Source organism: Citricoccus sp. NR2 (assembly GCF_027594385.1).
Classification (GTDB): domain Bacteria; phylum Actinomycetota; class Actinomycetes; order Actinomycetales; family Micrococcaceae; genus CmP2.
In genome coordinates, this window is record NZ_CP115154.1 from 2590527 (window position 1) to 2607836 (window position 17310).

Sequence of the window (17310 nt, forward strand, 5' to 3'; positions counted from 1 at the left end):
TGCTACGGCGGGGCCTTCTCTATGCCCGGAGGAGTGCTATGCAGACCACAGTCAGAGAGGTCACCGGGACCGTCTCACAGTCCAGCCCCGGCCGCATCAAGGTGCGGATTATCGACGAAGGCCAGGGGTCGACGGGTTTCTACTCCGCCGCCGTACTCGAGCAGGCGGCCCAGGACCGGGCATTCTCCCGGGGCACCCAAATGCACCTGGATCACTCCACGGCGGCCGACACTATGGAACGTCCAGAAGGGTCACTGCGAAACCTGGTCGGAGTTCTCACAGAGGATGCCCGCTACGAGGACGGTGCTCTCATTGCCGAGGCGAGAGTCGGATCTCAGTGGCGCTCGTTCATTGATGACTTCGGCGAGTTCATCGGTGTGTCCATTAGTGCCGTCGCTGAGGTTTCCGAGAGCGAGAACGGCCGCGTCATTGAACGCATCATCCCTGACCCATTCAATCGCGCAGACTTCGTCACCGTCGCAGGACGGGGCGGGCGCGTAGAAGCCGTCCTGGAGGCCGCACAGCGCATCCAGGAACAGAATCCCCCGCCAGTCCCGGCTGGGGCACCCCGAGAAGAGGAGGAGGCCATTATGGCTGACACCAACATCACCGAGGCCCTGAACCGGGCCGAGGAGGCCAACAGCCGGGCCGCCGCGCTGGAGGCCACCAACAAGGAACTGGCCGCCGAACGCGACCAGCTGGCAGCAGAGAACAAGACGCTACGGGAGGCCGCCGAGAAGGCCGCCCTGGAAGCACGTCAGGAGCAGGCCCGCAACGCGGTGCGTGAGGCTTTCGGGAAGGACGCCCCCGCGTTCTACCTGGCCGCCGCTGACCGTGCAGCCGAGTCCGCTGACTACGACCACGCCGCATTCACCGAGCAGGTCACTGAGGCGGCCGCCGTCGCCGCCCAGGACGCGGGCACCCCCAACCTCGGAGGCGGTAGCACCGCAACCGAGTCCAAGACTGTCACCAGCGAGGACATCCTCGCCGAGCTCGGAGAGAAGGCCTGACCATGGCAACGAACCAGCGCTACACCCACTTTGAACACATCACCGTGGTCGCTCCACGCGACATCGAATCCGGTGAACCGGTCCGTGTCGGTCAGATCGCCGGCGTCGCCCAGACCACGGCAGTCGAGGGCGAACGAGTCACGATCTGGCTCAACGGCTCCTACGACCTGGAGGTTTCCGGCGCCCTCACCGAGGGGCAGGCCGTCTACGTGGCCGCCAACAACACCCTGACCGCCACCGCAGGCGACAACTTCTTCGGCGTCGCCGCGGCCCCCAAGGGCACCGGCACCGGGGTGGCAGAGGTCGCCCCCGCAGGAATCATCACCCCCACCCCCGCCGGGTCCGGCGCCTGACAGAGAGAGGAACACTTCAATGAGCACCATTGATCTGGCGCGCGAAGGATTCCGCGCCGCACCCACCGAAAACGAGCGGGTACTGGAAGCGGTGAAGCTCTTCAAGGAGGGCAAGGCCGCACAGAACTTCACCGCCCGCGCCCGACTGCTGGAGGCATTCACCACCAGCGACTTCACCGCCCTGCTAGCCAAGGGTTTCACCCTGCAGGCCCTGGCCATCGCCCAGAACATCACCAACGAGTTCGAGCCCGTCCTGTTCGACATGAAGGTCAACGACTTCAACGACCACAAGCTGGTCGACCTGTGGTCCGGGGACGCGTTCGAGGAAGTCAAGGAGGGCGAGGAGTACAAGGCTGGCACCCTGCAGTACATCGAGAAGCTGCTCCACCGTGCCAAGAAGCATGGCCGCACCTACGGCCTGACCTTCGAGCTGCGCATCAACGGACTGTTCTCTCAGCTCGCGGATTTCCCCCGCTACCTGGCGAACGGTTCGGTGCGCGGACAGAAGAACGCCGTCACCGGGCTGCTCCTCACCCAGGCGGGCGCCTGGCAGTCATCCTTCTTCCAGGAAGTGGAGAACGTGGCCCTGTCCCGTGAGTCTCTGCTGGCCGCTGTGAAGAAGGTGCGGGAGCGGAAGAACCACCGCGGTGATCGTGTGGGCGGCGACCAGCTGGTCCTCGTTTACGGTGACGGCCTCGTCGACACCGTGGACGCCCTGCTGAACCCGACCACGGAGGAGGTGCGCCGCCCGGGCGCCAATGACGAGACCATCGTCACCACCCAGGCGAACCCGCTGAATGGGAAGATCGCACACCGCCTGCAGTCTGACACCCTGGCCGACCGTCTCGGTAACCAGAACGCGTGGGCTCTGCTGAAGTCGAACACGTCTGATCTGCCGTCCCTGATCCGCACCCAGGTGGAAGGCCTGGAAGGCCTGGACATCCGGGTGAAGAAGGACCAGGGCTCCTACGTGGGCGGTGGCGAGGTCCCCGTCGACCAGGGGTCCTTCAACGACGACACCATCTGGTGGCGCGGCCGTGACATCTGGGGTATTGACCCCGGTTTCAAGGAAGGCACGTACGCCTCCAACGGCGGCTGACCCCCTTCTATCTCATAACTGAATACGCGCGTGGGGCGCTGGTCATATAGCGGGCCAGCGCCCTTCGTGCGCCCCAAAGACTCTCTTGGAGGTGGTGGCCGTGGATTATGCGACCGAGCTACGCCTGATCCGGGCGAACCTGGGTGAGAACCCGGCCGACGAGTCCACTCACCTGATTGACGACGACACCCTCAAGATCTGGTTGGACGAGCGGGACGGGTCCTCGAACTGGGCGACCCATAAGGCGCTTCTCACGATTGCCATGTCTGAGGCGCTGCTGTCGAAGAAGATCACCACTCAGGACCTCAGTACCGACGGGCCTGCCGTGGCCGCGTCGCTGATGAAGCTCGCGGACTATTACAAGGCTCAGGCTGATACGGAGGCGGGCGAAACCTACTTCGCCGCTTACGTGGCAGACGAGGTGGGGCGGCGCCGTGAGGCTGAGGAGCGGCGCGTGTACGGGGGCATCGAATGGTTCTGAACCTGCCTGTGATCCCCGAAGGTTGGGCCGCTCACCACCGTCCGGTCGCCAACTCCACCATGACCGGCATCTGCACGCTGACTGGCCCTGCCGGCGGGTACGACTACGAGACCGGGGAGCTCGCCCCAGGCGAAACCCTGGTAGCGGATGTGCCGTGCCGGGTGCAGGAGCTTAAACGGGAGGCCCGAGCCGACGCCGCCGGGCAGCTCGTGGACACCCGCCAGTACCTGGTCACTCTCCCCCTCGACCAGGTGCCCAATCTGACGATCACGGACGCCGGCCCGGTGGTCACTGTCACCGGATACGCCGACGGCCACGACGGCGACCCTCACCTTCTCGGGCGCCCGCTCCGGGTGCTCAACGTGCAGCACGGGACCCTCCTGTGGGAGCGGGACCTCACTTGCGTGGACGACCTCACCAACAGCTAGGAGGCCTCGTGTCTGGTTCTGAGATCCGCGCCCACGCTGGCACATTCCGTGCCCGGGGCCAGCAAGCGGTCGCACGAATCAAGGCCGTGACGATCAAAACCGTGGCGGACACGAAATCTGATGCGCGCCGCCGCGCCCCCGTGGACACCGGGTTTCACCGGTCCGCAATCACCGGCACCACCAGCGCTACCACCACCACCGTCACAGGAACCGTGACAGCCGGGGCCGATTACGCCGTCTACCTCGAGCACGGCACGTCCCGGATGGCGCCCCGCCCCAGCATCCGCCCCGCCCAGGAATCCATGACCCCGGCCTGGCTGGCAGCACTCGAACAGATCGGCGGTGAATGAGCATGCCGGTCCGGTCCGCAGACCTATACACGCACATCGACACGATCCTCCGCGCCGCTGTCGGCACCCGCGCCATCGTCTACCTGGGACACGTCCCCGACAGCCACCCCACCATCCCCGACAGTAACGGGCTCCCCCGCCCCTACCTGGTCGTGTGGCCCTCACCTGGCACCGCCATCGACGACGAACCCGTGGCCGGCGGCCCCGACCTGACCGGGCAGCACGTGCGATTCACGATCACAGCGGTCGCCCACGACCCGACCACCGTGCTCCGGGTACTCGACGACATACGCCCCCAACTCACCGGGTGCCCTGTGGGTGACGGCATCATCCGCCCAGACGTGGAGCAGCAGAACAGTGTCCGCCCCCTGGTCGATCCGGACATACGGCCAGCCCGCCACTACATGCCCACCGACTGGTGGACCCAAATCACACGACTCTAAGGAGCCAACCATGTCTCAGCACACCCAGGACGGCTACGTGCGCGCCTACCGGAAGAACGACCCAAATCGTGAGGTGTTCCGGTGGCCCGCCCACCTCGTCGCCATGAACCCCAACCTCGAACTTGCCCCATCCGCGAAAGCGAAAAAGGCCACCACCACGCAGCGGGTGGAGGAACCAACACCGAACAACATTCCTAAGAAGGAGGCCAAGTAATGGCTACCACTCTCGCCCAACTCCCCCCGCGCAGCCTCGCCGAACAGAACCGTCGCGTCGTGCTCATCACCGAACCCGTCGCCAACCTGCAGGGGCTCACCCCCGAGCAGCTGAACGGCGCGTCCGTGATTGACGCGTCCTGCCGTACCACCCAGGCCAACACCCGGATCAGCGCCACCGGCTCCGAGACGATCAACGAAGCCGCCATCTGTGAGGAAGCGAACACTCAGACGTTCGGCGCCTCCAACTACGAAGGCACCATCGAGTCCTTCCGGTTCTTCGACGTCGACGAGCCGGGCCGAGCTGACCCGGAAGGCGACGCCGTCTTCCAGGCCCTCAAGGTGAAGGGAACCCCGGCTGTCTGGGTGGAGCGCCATAGCAACAAGAAGTGGGACGAGCCATTCGCCGCAGGTGACGAATACACCGCCTACCGGATCGAGGTCGACAACTGGCAGAAGTCCGCCGACCAGGTGGCTGGCTACATCAAGGCCACCCACCCGGTGACCGTCAAGGAGGCCGAGCAGAACGGTGTGGTCGCCGCCGGCACCGGTGGTGGTCAGGGCTGACCCTGACCCCTCAAGACCGGGTGGCCGCACCGTTTCATGGGGTGCGGTGCGGCCACCCCCACAACCCCATCCCGCCCCATGATCACGTTAGGAGCACCCCGTGACTGACACGCCTGAAACCACCGAGACTCACACCCCGGACCCGGACACTTTCGACATCGCAGACTGGCTCACCCCGGTCGGGGAGAAGAAGCACCGGCGCCGCGAAACAGTGACCGTGCAACGCCACGACCCGGCACTGGTAGCCGAAATCCAGGAGCTGAAAGACGAGTGGGCTCGCCGCGAACTCCACAACAAGGCGGCGAACGATGACGACGTCAAGGCTGACCTGGCCGTCGGTGAGGCCAGCACGGTCGACGTGTCCGACCTGGAGGCCCGCGGAGCCGAACTATCAGAACGCATCAAAGCCACCAGCGTCACCCTCACCGTGTACGCCAGCCTTGGCCCCGAAATCGACAAGGCCGGTGTGGGCGTCAAAAACGGTGACCCGCTCCGGGACTACCGGATCCTCGCCGACGCCGTCGAATTCCCAGGCGGGGTGAAACTCACCGCCGACCAGTGGGCAGCCTTCCACAACACCATCGGTGAAGGCCAAATGATCAAGATCATGAACGCCTGGTCCACCGCCACCTACAGCAAGCCCGAGGTCACCGCGCCTTTCTCGCGACGGTCCTGACCAAAGAGCACGCCGCCACCACCCGGGCACTCATCCGCACCGCCATCCAATGGCAGCGGCCCCCGTCCGCCTGGGTCGGTGGTGACGGGTCATGGACCCCACAAGATCACCTGCTCACACACGCCTGGACCATCTACCAAGACCTGCTCTGCCCCGACTGTGGGCAACCAAGGGAGACCTGCTCCACCACCAGCTATCAGGTCGAGACCCGGGTGTGTGGTGTCACCCAAGCCCTGGGCCAGTGGCGGGAGCAGACCAAGGACATCCCGCACGGCACCCAGGCGTACCCGGTGCCCGCCACCAGCGCACAGGACAGTGCCACGGTGGCGTCCGCGCCTGACTGGTGGCTCGAAAAACAGGGGCTCTCCCCAACCGAATAACAACACCTGGAGGTGGTCATGGCCGAGAACACGGTGCGCGCCAAATTTGAGGCGGACGCCTCCGGGTACATCAAGGCGATGGGTGAGGCCGAGAAGGCCACCAACAAGCTGGGCGACGCCGCCGACAAGACCGGCCAATCCACGAAGAAGCTAGGCGACGACGCGAACAAGTCCACCTCCGGGTGGACCCGCATGGGACAGGCCATCCGCGACAATTCCGCGGACATGCAGACCGTGGGCACCGGGCTCACCGTGGTCGGCGCCGGGATCACCGCGGTCGCTGGAGCCAGCGCAAAATTCGCGATGGACTGGCAGTCCGACTGGGCCGGGGTGCAGAAAACCAACGACGGCACCGCAGCCCAAATGGAACAGCTCGAGGGCGACCTCCGCGAACTCGCGCGCACCCTTCCCGCCACCCACACCGAGATCGCGGCCACCGCCGAAGCGGCCGGTCAGCTCGGTGTCGGCGTGGACGATGTGGCGTCCTTCTCCCGGGTCATGATCGACCTGGGCGAGACCACGAACCTCTCCGCTGACGAGGCAGCCACCGCCCTGGCCCGGTTCTCCAACGTCATGGGAACGGCCTTCTCCGACGCTGACCGGCTCGGCTCCACCATCGTCGGCCTGGGTAACAACTTCGCCACCACGGAGAAAGAAATCGTGGACATGGCGCAGCGCATCGCACCGGTGGGCCGGATCCTCAACATGACCGAGGCTGACACCCTGGCCATGGCAACCGCCATGTCGTCGGTGGGCATCAACGCTGAAGCTGGTGGTACCGCCATTTCCATGGTGATGCGGAAGATTGACGCCGCCGTCCGCGAGGGCGGGGACAGCCTGATCGGGTGGGCTGACGCCGCCGGTGTCAGTGCCGAAGATTTCGCCGCTAAGTGGCAGGAGCGCCCCGCTGAGGCCATGCAGATTCTCTCCCAGGGACTGGGTGAGACTGCGGCCGCTGGTGGCGACGTGAACGCCATCCTGGGCGACCTGGGCGTGAGGGGCATCCGCGAATCCGCGACCATGCTGTCCCTCGCTTCTGCTTCTGGTGTGCTCACCGACGCGCTCGCCATGGGCTCGGAGGAATGGGCCAACAACACGGCGCTGGCCGCTGAGGCCGAGCTCCGGTATGAGACCGCCGAGTCGAAGATCGCTATCGCCTGGAACAACATCAAGGACGCCGCCATCAACGCGGGCTCTGTGATCCTCCCGGTGATCGCTGACGTGGCGGACACTATCGCCGACGTTGCCGGTTGGTTCGCTGACCTGCCCGCCCCAGTCACTGGTGCTATCACCGCCCTGTCCGGTGTGGCAGGTGTCGGCCTCGCCGCCGCTGGCGGGCTCCTGCTGGTGGCACCCCGCGTCATGGACACCGTAGACGCGTTCGGTCGACTCCTCCCCAAGATCGCCAAGGCGAACCAACGTTTCCCCCGCACCGCCGGGTTCATCAAAAACCTGGGTATTGCCGCGGGTGTGGCCGCGATCGCTATCGCCGGGCTCCGAATCCTCGACGAGGTTATCTCGGATAAGAACGGCGACACCGTCCAAACGATCACCAACCGTCTACTGGAAATGTCACAGGCCGCCGACGAGATCAACCTCGACAACCTTTTCGGTAACTACGACGAGTACCTTGGTGTATCCACCGGCGTGGACACCATCGGTGAGGCTATCGACCGGGTCATGAATAAGGACTGGATAGACGGTCTCGACGGCTGGGCGGCCGGGATTATCGGTGTTGAATCCGAGATGCAGGTTTTGGAGGGGCGTTTCGCTGATATTGGTACCGCCATGGCTGACATGTTCGCCGGTGGTCAAACAGAACAAGCGTCCGAGATGTTCCGCGAGCTGGCCGGAGCTTTCGAGGAGGCAGGCTATAGCGCCGAGGACGCCCTGAACGCCATGCCCGCGTACCGTGACGCGATCCTCAACACCGCGAACGCGGCCGGGGAGAGCCTGACCCAACAGGAGCTCTTGGCCGTAGCCATGGGCGAGGTCGCAATTGCTGGCCCAGAGGCGGGCGACGGGGCCGAGGCTGCTGCCGGTGGCATGGATGACCTGGGTGACTCGGCGGAGGACGCCGCCGCATCCCTGGATGACATTATCGCCGCACTCACCCTGCTCGGCCAGATCAACCGCAGTGAGATGCAGGCCACCGCCGACTTTGAGGCGTCCATGGACGGGCTCACCGAGTCCCTGAAAGAAAACGGAAACACCCTGGACGTGACCACCGAGAAGGGGCGCGCCAACCAGGCCGCCTTCCTCGACCTGGCGGACTCCGGGTGGGCTCTCGCCACCGCGCAGGCTGAGGCCGGAGCCACCAACCATGAGCTGCAGGGCACCCTCCAGGACACCTACGACACCCTCGTCACCACCGCCGAGGGCATGGGCATGACCGGGGACCAGGCCGCCGAACTCGCCGGGCAAATCCTCGGCATCCCGCCCGGCGTGGACATCGAATCGTGGATGTCTACGGCGGCCATGGAGATCGCCACCGCCACCGGTACCGCGGTCGATGAGATCACCGACTGGAAGAAAGTCGACGTAGTGGTCACCGAGGACGGGACCGCGGGTGAAGTACAAGAGCAGATCAACCAGGTGACCGGCAAGACCGAGCTGGTGGTGGTCGACGACAACGGCACCACGCACCGGGTCCAGGAGCGTATCGAGAACATCAACGGCGTGAACCGGACCGTGCTCGTCGACGACAACGGCACCGTGTGGGGTGTGCAGAAGGACATTGACGGCATCAAGGACGGCAAGGCCACCGTGCACGCCGACGCGAACACGGCACAGGCTGAATCCCAGCTGAACCACACGGCTCGTGACCGCACATCGACGATCACTCAGACGGTGCGTCAGAACCTGTTGAAGACCACACTGAATATTCCGGCACCCTCGGGTGGGCGCGGGATCCTCCGCCCCGAGTTCAACCGCGCCACCGGTGGCCGCCTGCCCCGCCGCGCTACCGGCGGCCGTCTCCCCTATACGGGCCTGGGAACAGACATGATCCTGGGAATCGGCTCCCACGGCCTGCCCACCGCGCGAGTTGATGACGGCGAATGGGTGATCCGGGAAGAGAATGCCCGGAAATACGACCGCGCACTGGATCTGATCAACCAAGACCACCCAGCCATCCAGCACCTGGCCGCTTACGAGTCCGGGGGCAGTGTTGGCCGGCAGTGGTCGGCGGCGCAAGCTGTGGCCTCGTATTCGAGCGGGGCGAGCATTGACTACGACAGGCTCGGCAAGGTCATCGCCTCTAATGGCGGCAGTGTCTTGAACGTCACCATGCAGGTGCCGCAGGGTGCTGGCGTCGGAGAGATCGTGTCAGCATTCGATCATGCCCAGCGCAAGGCGGGAAGGGCTTAGTAATGCACATTAGATTCGCCGGTATTGAGATTGGGTGCGAACGCGACGACAGCCTGTATATCGCGGATTATGAGCCCCCGACGATGGAGTTTGACACGGATCGTACAGCTCGGTTGGGGCGGTCGGGTGTCGCTGCTGGTCGAGATTTTGCGCGCTCTGCTGTCTGGAATTTCGGGCTGTCGATCCGAGAGGGGTCAACGGCGGAGGTGTTGGCGTCTGCTGAGCATCTGGAGCGGGCGTGGCGGGAGGATTTGTCAGGGCCGGGTGAGCTGGTGGCCCTGGAGTATTCCACTGACCATGGCGGCACTTGGTATCGGGTCTATGGTCGTCCGGGTCGTTTTACTGGGCCTCGGGCTGATTGGCAGGCTGCGTTGGGTCGCGGCCAGATTGACCTGCAATTCGAGCAATTAGACCCGCTGCATTATCGGTCGTCGGAGTCTACGACCCGCGTGAATGTGGTGGCTGCTTCGTCCACGGATGGCTGGTTGACCCCGTTTGAGTTCCCACTGGTGTCCACAGTGTCGGGCGAGCCTCGTGCCGGATCGGTTGTGAACGCCGGTGACCGTCCGGCTGTGGTGCGAGTCCGTTTCCAGGGCCCGTGCACGAATCCGCGTGTGTGGGCTGATGGGTTTGAGGCGGGCTATCGGGGCAGTCTCGCTCATGACCAGTCGGTGACTTTGGATGGTCGGGAGATGACGGCGATTCTTCGTGGTGGTGGTCGCTCGCCTCGGCATGTTGCGGGCTCTGTGACTCGTAAGACCCGCTTGTCGAAGCTCACTGTCCCGCCTGGTACGTCGAATCTATGGTTTGAGGCTGACGACACCACGGGCACCAGCTATGTCGATGTTTTTTGGCGTGATGCTTTCACGTCCATGCAATAGGAGGAATAAATGTCTGATCGTGCTGTGTGGGCGTTGGATACCCCGGGTGTGCGTCATGCCGCTGCTGATGCTCGTGCCCTGACGTATGTGGCTACGGGTGGAGTGTCGGGTCTGGTGGCGTCGGGTGGTGGCGGTCTGGTTCGTACCCCGGGTGATTCGACGTCGGTTCGGATTTTGCCGTGCTCGGTGGTGGCCGTGTCGCGCTATCCGGGGCACGTGAATCAGTCGTATAGCTTCCGGGTGCCGTCTGCTGTGGATGTGCAGATCCGGGCCGCTGGGTCTGGTGGTGGTCGTACTGATGCGGTGATCTTGCGGGTGCGTGATCGGGCTGTGTCGGGTGAGACGATCCCAGAAGACCCGAACAGTGTGGACTACTGGGAACCGCAGGTATTGGAAGGCGTGCCCAGTTCCACTGGCTACACGGAGGACGGCATCGCTGCGTGGCGGTCGATCACCTACCCGTTCGTGTTGCTCGGCATCGTGAACGTCGCCGCGAATCAGTCCGCGATCAACACGGTGGACGTTCTCGCCTGGCCTATCGCGGCCCGCAAGGACACGCACCAGCAGATCCTCAACGTCGTGGCACGGGACCACATTGGCCAAAATACGGCGTTCCAGGATATTGGTCCGCGCCTCTATTTCGACGTGCCACCGTGGGCGACTCATGCCACGATCACCGCCATTGTCATGGGTGCTTACAACTCGGGTGTGTCGTCGTCGGGTCTGCTCTCTGGCCTGTCGATGGGTCAATCTCTGCAGCAGACGAACTGGGACATCGACATCAACACGAATGCCCAGTCTGGTATTTACGTTCGCTCGACACTGGTTGTCACTGGTGAAGTGAATGTGTCGGCTGCCCGTCGTGGCACTGTGCAAGATTTCCGTCTGCGTGCCACGAACAACGGCACCGGGTCGAATTTTGGCATCAACTCCGGTTCGGCTGTGCACCTGCGCGTGGATTTCGAAGAGAACATCGATTTGGGTTGGTGATCTGGTGCGCGTCATTGCTGTGGATGCTCGTGGTGGTGGCGTCCTCGACTGGGAGGTGCCTGCTACCCAGGTGTCTCTGACTCGGTCACTGAACACCTCGTGCATGATCGACGTGACGGTCCCGGCGTCGTATCACGCTCGCAAGGACTCCGCTGGCGACCCAGTGCTCTTGAAGTACGGCACGATCTTGGTTGTCGAGGAGGACAATGGGCGGCTGACTCCGGCGCTGATGTCGTCGGACTCGCTGGCCGAGGACTTCCAGGCGGGCGCACTCGGGCTCTCCACGCTCTCGAAGGATGAGCCGTGGACCCGATCACCTCAGCAGTGGGTAGGCTACGACGCGTTGCGTGCTTGGCGGTTCATCTGGAACCGGGTCATCGAGCGCTCTGGTGTCCCCCGGCTGCACATCACAGGGGACGAGACTGCCGGTGTGGGTGTTGGTAAGGCGGCGTCGGCGATGTGGCAGCGCGTCCAGGGCCAGATCGCTCAAGCTCAGGTGTTCTTGGACCGGCGCGATAACCGGGTGGACGTGTGGGAACAGCGCCTAGTGCAGCGCACCCTGGAGCTCGCTAAGGCTGGCGGTCGGAAGACTGTCGGCGAGGTCTCTACGTCAAATGGCTGGCCTGCGACCAGTGAGGGGCGCACGAATGGCATCCATATTCAGACGGGAGCGTCGGGGGCTGTGCGTGTCTTCTATTGGGCATGGGAGGGCATTGGAGCTGGGTCGTGGACTCAGCGATCCACGGAGAGGGTGCTTACTGCTGGTGACCGGTATTTGGCGACTCTGGGGTCCAGGGATCGGGCGAAGGAACTGTACCCGACCTACGAGCAACGGAAGAACGATCTGGAGAACTGGCTGGAAGAACACCACCCTGACGCCGGACCTGAACCGTACGAGCTGAACGCGTGGTCGTCCCGTGACCTCTCCGCGAATCTGGAGGAGATCAGGGATTTGGGCGGGTTCGACTGGTGGGAGACCGCAACCTGGGATGACCAGGACCGGCTGGTCCCTGAGATTCGCGCCGTCCGTAAAGCCGGGACCGTGCGCAGTGGTCTGCTGTTCGAGCTGGGCGTGAACATCCACTCGCACCCCGAGCTGTCTCGAGGGGATATTGCCACCCATGTCACCGCTATGGGTGCTGGTGAGGGTGAGTCCACGTTGATGGCGGATCGGGAGTGGTCGCACCGTCGTCTGGTCCGGAAGTCTCGCACCGTCTCCGAGTCCTCGCATGGCACACAGCAGTTGGTGGACCGGGCCGCAGACCGCGAGCTTGCTAAAGCTAAGGCCGCGCTGGAGTTCCAGTTTACTTCCCTGGTGGTCACCGACTCCCCTGGTGCTCCGATTGATCAGATCGGCCTGGGTGACCTGATTGATATTCGTGGCGAACTGTCTGACGGATCTGACTTGGAACAGCGCGTCCGGGTCATGGAAATTACGCGCACCTGGGATGGCGGCAACCCGGGCACAAGCATTGAAATTGAGGTGGAGCCAGCATGAGCGAACTGTCCCCGCGTGAGAAGCGGTCCATTGACGAGCTGTATGGCATCCTGGCTGGGTATCGTCGTGAGATTGACCGGATCGCACGGGCGCAGGACACTCGTCTGACCACGCTGGGTCCGAATGACGCGATCAACTTCGTGGACGGTGAGGGTAAGCCGGTGGCCCGGATCGGCGGGTCTGGCGCGTATGGGTACAGCAGTGACCTGGTGCAGTACTTGGATGGTCCTATCCCTGACGCACCGGGTGAGCCGCTGATTGAGGGCGGGGCGGGCGTGATCCGGGTGACTCTGGGTGATGGTGCTGAGCCTGCTGATGCGCGCCTGTGTCGTGTGCATGCTTCTTTGGAGGCTGATTTCGTCCCGTCGTACGCGACCGTCGTCGGCTCGCTGATCCCTGGCACTTCAACAGTCGCAATCAGCATCCAGGCGGGCACCTGGCACTGCTGTGTCCAGTGGCTCACCCTGTCTGGCAAAGAGTCCGAGGTGTCGCCGGTGGTGTCCGTAGAGGTGGACCCCATGGTGGACATGTCTGACCTGGACGACGCGCGCGCTGAGGCTGACCAGAAGTGGGCTGAGTTCGCCGTCCGTGAGCAGGAATACCAGGACGCCATTGCCGACGCGAAGGCGCGGATCAAGGCCGCCGAAGACCTCTTCGAGTCCATGCCGGAGCCACTGGAGCTGGAGACCGCCGTCCAGCGGGCCAGGGATGCCGTCGAAGCGCTGGGGGACGTGACTCAGCAGCTGGAGACTGCTGAGACGACGATCGAGACGAACGCGCAGGAGGCAGCCGAGAACCTGGGCGCGCTGGAGCACATGGTCACCGGCGACCCTGGGTATCTTGAAACGCTATGGTCGCGGCTGACCGTCACCGAGCGGCTACAGGCAGTGGAGGCTTTCATTGGTGGCGCGATGATCGGTGACAATGAGATCACGGTTGGCAAGATCCAGGCGACCCGTGAGCTGATCACAAAAATCTTCAGCGCGGACATCGGGCTCGTCAATGAGTTGATCGTCCAGGGCAACCTGTTCGCCAATCACGTGACCGCACTGAACGCGGCACTACAGAACCTGAGCGTCACGGAGAAGGCGAATTTTGTTGACGCTTTTGCTGACACGTTTTGGGCAAATGATTTTGTGGCGCGCGTGGCAACAATGTCGCGGGCGATTGTGGCCGCACCTAATTTGCTTCCCGGCGTAGATTTCACCCAGGCTTCTGACCGCATCAGCATTGCATCTGGACGTTTCGTCTACACGAGTTTCTGGGGAGGGTTCCTTTTCAGGGGGGCAGGCACTGAGGCTTTCCCAGAAAGGTTCACGCTATCAGCGGGGGAGACCTACCGGATAAAAATTGAGTCGATGGCTCAGTCCGCGGGTGCGCTCTACCGCTTCCGGGTACTGAGCCAGGACAGTGGCGGTGTGGTGCATTCTATGACCGGCGAGTCAGGCGGGTGGGGTGACTGGGTAGGCGCTGAGGGAACGTTTTCGGTACCTGCCACAGGGGTATATTATGCGCAGTTGCAGATGTGGCTTGGCCACGGCGCCCAGCCTCCTTCGAGCTCTCAGACGGAGCAAGTTTTTCGGTCACCCAGTATCAGGTCGTTAGCGGACGGCCAATTCCTGGTGGATGGCACTGTGCAGGCGCGTAAGCTCCAGGCCGACGAGATCTGGGCCAACTCCACCTGGCAGAACGAGGCCTACTTCGGGTCATCCGATGCCACCTATCAGACCCGGGTCAACGGTCAGGGGCTCGAAGTCCTCCGCACCGACGACTCGGGAGAGAATATACCCGCCGTCGCCCTCGGTGGCGGGGAGCTGGGGCTTAATTTCTGGGACGCGGACGGCAATTCGACCGGCTCGATCACTCACGACGGGCAGATCAGTGGCGAGGTCGTCTCGTCAAGGGAAGGGTATCTGCTCGGCGGGCAAGACCTGCTCGGGGATCTGGCCGACAGCCGCAATGACGGGGCGGTCCTAGACACGCTCTCCCGGTCTGAGGTGTCTTACGGGTATCGCAATATGGCAAACCTCAGCCTGTCAAGCTCAAACGCGGTGATATTCATGGAAGGTGAGGCGCGCCACGTCGCTAAGGGGCGGTCCTACCTCATCAATATTGGGCCCTTCTCGGTCAATGAGGACGTGTCAATGTTCCTGGACCTGAAAGCCACCCTTGATGGGTCTGCGCCCGTGCTCGCGTCCCCCACTATTGGTATCTTGCGCGTATCCAGCAGGTCCTTTCAAGGGTCGATTAGGTACACGCCTGAGTCTGATGGGATTCTCCGCGTCGGCCTGCAGCTCCGCCGCTCTGGCACTGGCATCAGCTTCCCGAGCAGCTTCGCGGAGGTCAGGATGTCAATTTTCGACATGGGGCTCGCCTCCAGCGGCACTGGAATGCCTCGCAACTCTTACTCGGGCAACCCAGATGCGGTCGGCCTGACAAGGGACTACCACACCTCCTGGACCCCCACCTGGTACCAGACCTACCAGAACGGGGCACAATACACCTGGCCGATACCCCTGCAGGGCAGGCACCCCAGTGGAACTATTTACAGCTCACAGGTGGGCGGCTACACCTCGGCCCTCTCTGTCGGTGGAGTGGCCGCTGGAGAGAACGGGCGCACCATCGCGCAAGCACTCTCCGGGGCTGAACTGATAACCGGGACTCTCACCGTGACACTGAGGGCGTCACCGGCAGCGAGCGGTGGAAACATTCGCCCGTACTGGCACACCAACAACACCAGTCCAGCCACTTTCAATGCGGCACCACCTGTCGCAAACCGGGTAGGGCCATCGGCGGGAATCCCGGTTAGTTCCGGATCCCGTGCAATGTTCAACCTGCCGCAAGCCTGCCTGGACGCGATTAAAAATGGCACCTTCCGGGGCTTCAGCTTCCACCCAACCGGGTCGCAGCAACCATATTTCGCACTGGAGGGTGTGGACGCCAAAATCACGGACCAGCCGATCCTACGACTGCGCTACCACCGATAAGAAAGGACTGGCATGTCTGAGTTACTGAAAATCTTCGAGATCCAAACCGACGAGCAACTACGCCACCGAACCCAGGGTGCGGTGATCGAGCATGCCCTGTCGATCACCGCAGGGCCCGCACCCGAGCCCACCGTCACGGTGACCGAGGATGAGGACGGGGAGCAGGTGGAGACCGTCACCGCCCCGCCCCGCGACCCGGCCCGGAATTACGCCCGGTTCGTGCTCGACTCCCCCACTACGGTGCGGCCTGAAATGGTAGAGCGAGTCATCGCAAACCCGACCGTCCTCGCCGCAATCGACTACACCGGGGGCACCTGGGACACCTCCACCGTGGCCGATGATGACATCCGGTACGTGGTCCACTCGGCCTGGGATGACGTGGCGGAGGTGCTGGGCTAATGGCACACGAACACGGGCAGAACGCGCACGCGACCATCCTCCCCGACAAGCCGGGAACGCTCTTCCGGGGTGGGGTGATTCGCTTCTCTGGTAATAGGCCGGAGCTGCACGTCAACTCCTCGCATCAGTCGATCGGGATCATCCCATCCTCGGTACGCATCAATAACACTGGTGACCTTGAATTTAGGATGGATCGGTCCCTGCCAGTGGTCACCCTCTGGGCATCCGCCGACGAAACCCTAGTGGCCCGGAAAATCGCTGGAGGCATCTCCGGGGGTGGCAGTACATGCATCGTCCGCCTCTCCCGAGCCGACATGGGCATCGGCGAGAAGCTAAACCTCAACCTGCCCGGTCACTACGGCCGAGTGAAAGGCCCGACCTCCAATATCTGGGTCGGCGTTGTGAGCTACTGGGACGGTAAATCATGACCCAATCACACATCCGCCGCGCCGCAGGGTATGGGTGGCCACGCAGAGCATGGGCGCGACTCCATGAACCCCGGATCATCTCAGCGGTCTACGGCGGCGCCTACACCATCATGACCATTCTCGGCGCAATCAGTGTCGTCCACCCACCCGGCACCATCAACCATGTCGCCGGGGGTGTTCTCATGACGATCATCGCCGGGTGCTGTGCACTCGGCGGGCTCATCGGAATCATCACCGTCGCTAACGGGGCCTACTGGGCGGAGAGGACCGCAGTCGGTGTCAGCCTGCTCGGACTGGGCGGGTACTGGCTCATGGCCGCATACCTTGCCGTCACCGCCGAGGGGAACCGGTGGATGCAACTCATGGCACTCACGCTGGCAGTCCTATTCATTGCAGTCCGACTGCACTGGGTGAACGCCAGACCCTACAACCCGCGCCGGATGCCGACCGTTTAGGAGGTCCCCCGTGGATCTCGCGCAGATCATCACTCCCATCGTCACCCTCATCGGCGGCGGCATCGGCATCCGCTTCTACGACTCCTGGAAAGAAGCCAGGCAAGGCAAGAAGCTCGAAGCCCAGGCCATCGCCACCGAGCGCGACCGGCTCCGGCGAGAGTTACGCGAGGTGTACCGCCGCAAGCAGCGCTGGATCACCGCACTGAGTAGCACGCAAGCCGCCTGGAATTACTACGCGATCCAGCACGGCACCCCGCCACCGACTTTCCCACCGACACCCGACGACGACCCCCGCTAAGCCGG

The 17310-nt window shown here is 63.6% G+C and carries 19 protein-coding genes; all 19 read left to right on the plus strand.

Annotated elements, in window-relative coordinates; translation table 11 throughout:
• Positions 1 to 38 precede the first annotated feature (38 nt).
• The 19 genes from O1A05_RS12190 to O1A05_RS12280 all read left to right on the plus strand — a co-directional run bounded on the left by O1A05_RS12190 (position 39) and on the right by O1A05_RS12280 (position 17305).
• Entirely contained in the window at positions 39 to 1010 is a 972-nt protein-coding gene (locus O1A05_RS12190; protein ID WP_270105473.1) for a hypothetical protein, read from the plus strand.
• A gap of 2 nt (positions 1011 to 1012) precedes the next feature.
• Positions 1013 to 1363, plus strand: coding sequence for a DUF2190 family protein (locus O1A05_RS12195; RefSeq protein WP_270105474.1), 351 nt, complete (start codon positions 1013 to 1015; stop codon positions 1361 to 1363).
• 19 nt (positions 1364 to 1382) lie between these two features.
• Positions 1383 to 2462 (plus strand): phage major capsid protein, encoded by a 1080-nt coding sequence (locus tag O1A05_RS12200; RefSeq protein WP_270105475.1) that lies wholly within the window; start codon positions 1383 to 1385, stop codon positions 2460 to 2462.
• Positions 2463 to 2562: 100 nt separating this feature from the next.
• Positions 2563 to 2943, plus strand: a complete 381-nt coding sequence (locus O1A05_RS12205) for a hypothetical protein (RefSeq protein ID WP_270105476.1) — start codon at positions 2563 to 2565, stop codon at positions 2941 to 2943.
• The gene (locus O1A05_RS12210) at positions 2934 to 3371 is read left to right on the plus strand and encodes a DUF6093 family protein (protein ID WP_270105477.1); all 438 of its coding nucleotides are present in this window, start codon (positions 2934 to 2936) and stop codon (positions 3369 to 3371) included. The genes O1A05_RS12205 and O1A05_RS12210 overlap by 10 nt, the downstream gene beginning before the upstream one ends.
• An 8-nt stretch (positions 3372 to 3379) precedes the next feature.
• Positions 3380 to 3721, plus strand: coding sequence for an HK97-gp10 family putative phage morphogenesis protein (locus tag O1A05_RS12215; RefSeq protein ID WP_270105478.1), 342 nt, complete (start codon positions 3380 to 3382; stop codon positions 3719 to 3721).
• Between the two features lie 2 nt (positions 3722 to 3723).
• Complete coding sequence (locus O1A05_RS12220; protein WP_270105479.1) at positions 3724 to 4164, plus strand: hypothetical protein; 441 nt, start codon at positions 3724 to 3726, stop codon at positions 4162 to 4164.
• 10 nt (positions 4165 to 4174) lie between these two features.
• On the plus strand, positions 4175 to 4378 hold the full coding sequence (locus tag O1A05_RS12225) for a hypothetical protein (protein ID WP_270105480.1): 204 nt from the start codon (positions 4175 to 4177) through the stop codon (positions 4376 to 4378).
• Entirely contained in the window at positions 4378 to 4944 is a 567-nt protein-coding gene (locus O1A05_RS12230) for a phage tail tube protein (protein WP_270105481.1), read from the plus strand. The genes O1A05_RS12225 and O1A05_RS12230 overlap by 1 nt, the downstream gene beginning before the upstream one ends.
• Before the next feature lie 100 nt (positions 4945 to 5044).
• Entirely contained in the window at positions 5045 to 5620 is a 576-nt protein-coding gene (locus O1A05_RS12235; RefSeq protein WP_270105482.1) for a hypothetical protein, read from the plus strand.
• A gap of 212 nt (positions 5621 to 5832) precedes the next feature.
• Complete coding sequence (locus O1A05_RS12240; protein ID WP_270105483.1) at positions 5833 to 6000, plus strand: hypothetical protein; 168 nt, start codon at positions 5833 to 5835, stop codon at positions 5998 to 6000.
• 18 nt (positions 6001 to 6018) lie between these two features.
• Positions 6019 to 9369, plus strand: a complete 3351-nt coding sequence (locus tag O1A05_RS12245; RefSeq protein ID WP_270105484.1) for a phage tail tape measure protein — start codon at positions 6019 to 6021, stop codon at positions 9367 to 9369.
• Positions 9370 to 10259: 890 nt separating this feature from the next.
• Complete coding sequence (locus O1A05_RS12250) at positions 10260 to 11240, plus strand: hypothetical protein (RefSeq protein WP_270105485.1); 981 nt, start codon at positions 10260 to 10262, stop codon at positions 11238 to 11240.
• 4 nt (positions 11241 to 11244) lie between these two features.
• Positions 11245 to 12738, plus strand: a complete 1494-nt coding sequence (locus O1A05_RS12255) for a hypothetical protein (protein WP_270105486.1) — start codon at positions 11245 to 11247, stop codon at positions 12736 to 12738.
• The gene (locus O1A05_RS12260) at positions 12735 to 15725 is read left to right on the plus strand and encodes a hypothetical protein (RefSeq protein WP_270105487.1); all 2991 of its coding nucleotides are present in this window, start codon (positions 12735 to 12737) and stop codon (positions 15723 to 15725) included. The genes O1A05_RS12255 and O1A05_RS12260 overlap by 4 nt, the downstream gene beginning before the upstream one ends.
• 12 nt (positions 15726 to 15737) lie before the next feature.
• Positions 15738 to 16124: a hypothetical protein gene (locus O1A05_RS12265; RefSeq protein WP_270105488.1), complete on the plus strand. Its 387-nt coding sequence runs from the start codon at positions 15738 to 15740 to the stop codon at positions 16122 to 16124.
• Complete coding sequence (locus tag O1A05_RS12270) at positions 16124 to 16552, plus strand: hypothetical protein (RefSeq protein ID WP_270105489.1); 429 nt, start codon at positions 16124 to 16126, stop codon at positions 16550 to 16552. Before O1A05_RS12265 ends, O1A05_RS12270 begins: the two co-directional genes overlap by 1 nt.
• Positions 16549 to 17007, plus strand: coding sequence for a hypothetical protein (locus O1A05_RS12275; protein WP_270105490.1), 459 nt, complete (start codon positions 16549 to 16551; stop codon positions 17005 to 17007). The genes O1A05_RS12270 and O1A05_RS12275 overlap by 4 nt, the downstream gene beginning before the upstream one ends.
• Positions 17008 to 17017: 10 nt before the next feature.
• A complete protein-coding gene (locus O1A05_RS12280) occupies positions 17018 to 17305 on the plus strand; it encodes a hypothetical protein (protein WP_270105491.1) in 288 nt (95 codons plus the stop codon).
• The last annotated feature ends 5 nt before the right edge of the window (positions 17306 to 17310 follow it).

Bases quoted from the DNA above. Each gene is read 5' to 3' on its own strand.
- O1A05_RS12230 (WP_270105481.1), top strand. From the start codon at position 4,378: ATGGCTACCACTCTCGCCCAACTCCCCCCGCGCAGCCTCGCCGAACAG.
- O1A05_RS12265 (WP_270105488.1), top strand. From the start codon at position 15,738: ATGTCTGAGTTACTGAAAATCTTCGAGATCCAAACCGACGAGCAACTA.
- O1A05_RS12260 (WP_270105487.1), top strand. From the start codon at position 12,735: ATGAGCGAACTGTCCCCGCGTGAGAAGCGGTCCATTGACGAGCTGTAT.
- O1A05_RS12220 (WP_270105479.1), top strand. From the start codon at position 3,724: ATGCCGGTCCGGTCCGCAGACCTATACACGCACATCGACACGATCCTC.
- O1A05_RS12275 (WP_270105490.1), top strand. From the start codon at position 16,549: ATGACCCAATCACACATCCGCCGCGCCGCAGGGTATGGGTGGCCACGC.
- O1A05_RS12195 (WP_270105474.1), top strand. From the start codon at position 1,013: ATGGCAACGAACCAGCGCTACACCCACTTTGAACACATCACCGTGGTC.
- O1A05_RS12270 (WP_270105489.1), top strand. From the start codon at position 16,124: ATGGCACACGAACACGGGCAGAACGCGCACGCGACCATCCTCCCCGAC.
- O1A05_RS12200 (WP_270105475.1), top strand. From the start codon at position 1,383: ATGAGCACCATTGATCTGGCGCGCGAAGGATTCCGCGCCGCACCCACC.
- O1A05_RS12225 (WP_270105480.1), top strand. From the start codon at position 4,175: ATGTCTCAGCACACCCAGGACGGCTACGTGCGCGCCTACCGGAAGAAC.
- O1A05_RS12245 (WP_270105484.1), top strand. From the start codon at position 6,019: ATGGCCGAGAACACGGTGCGCGCCAAATTTGAGGCGGACGCCTCCGGG.
- O1A05_RS12250 (WP_270105485.1), top strand. From the start codon at position 10,260: ATGTCTGATCGTGCTGTGTGGGCGTTGGATACCCCGGGTGTGCGTCAT.
- O1A05_RS12190 (WP_270105473.1), top strand. From the start codon at position 39: ATGCAGACCACAGTCAGAGAGGTCACCGGGACCGTCTCACAGTCCAGC.
- O1A05_RS12210 (WP_270105477.1), top strand. From the start codon at position 2,934: ATGGTTCTGAACCTGCCTGTGATCCCCGAAGGTTGGGCCGCTCACCAC.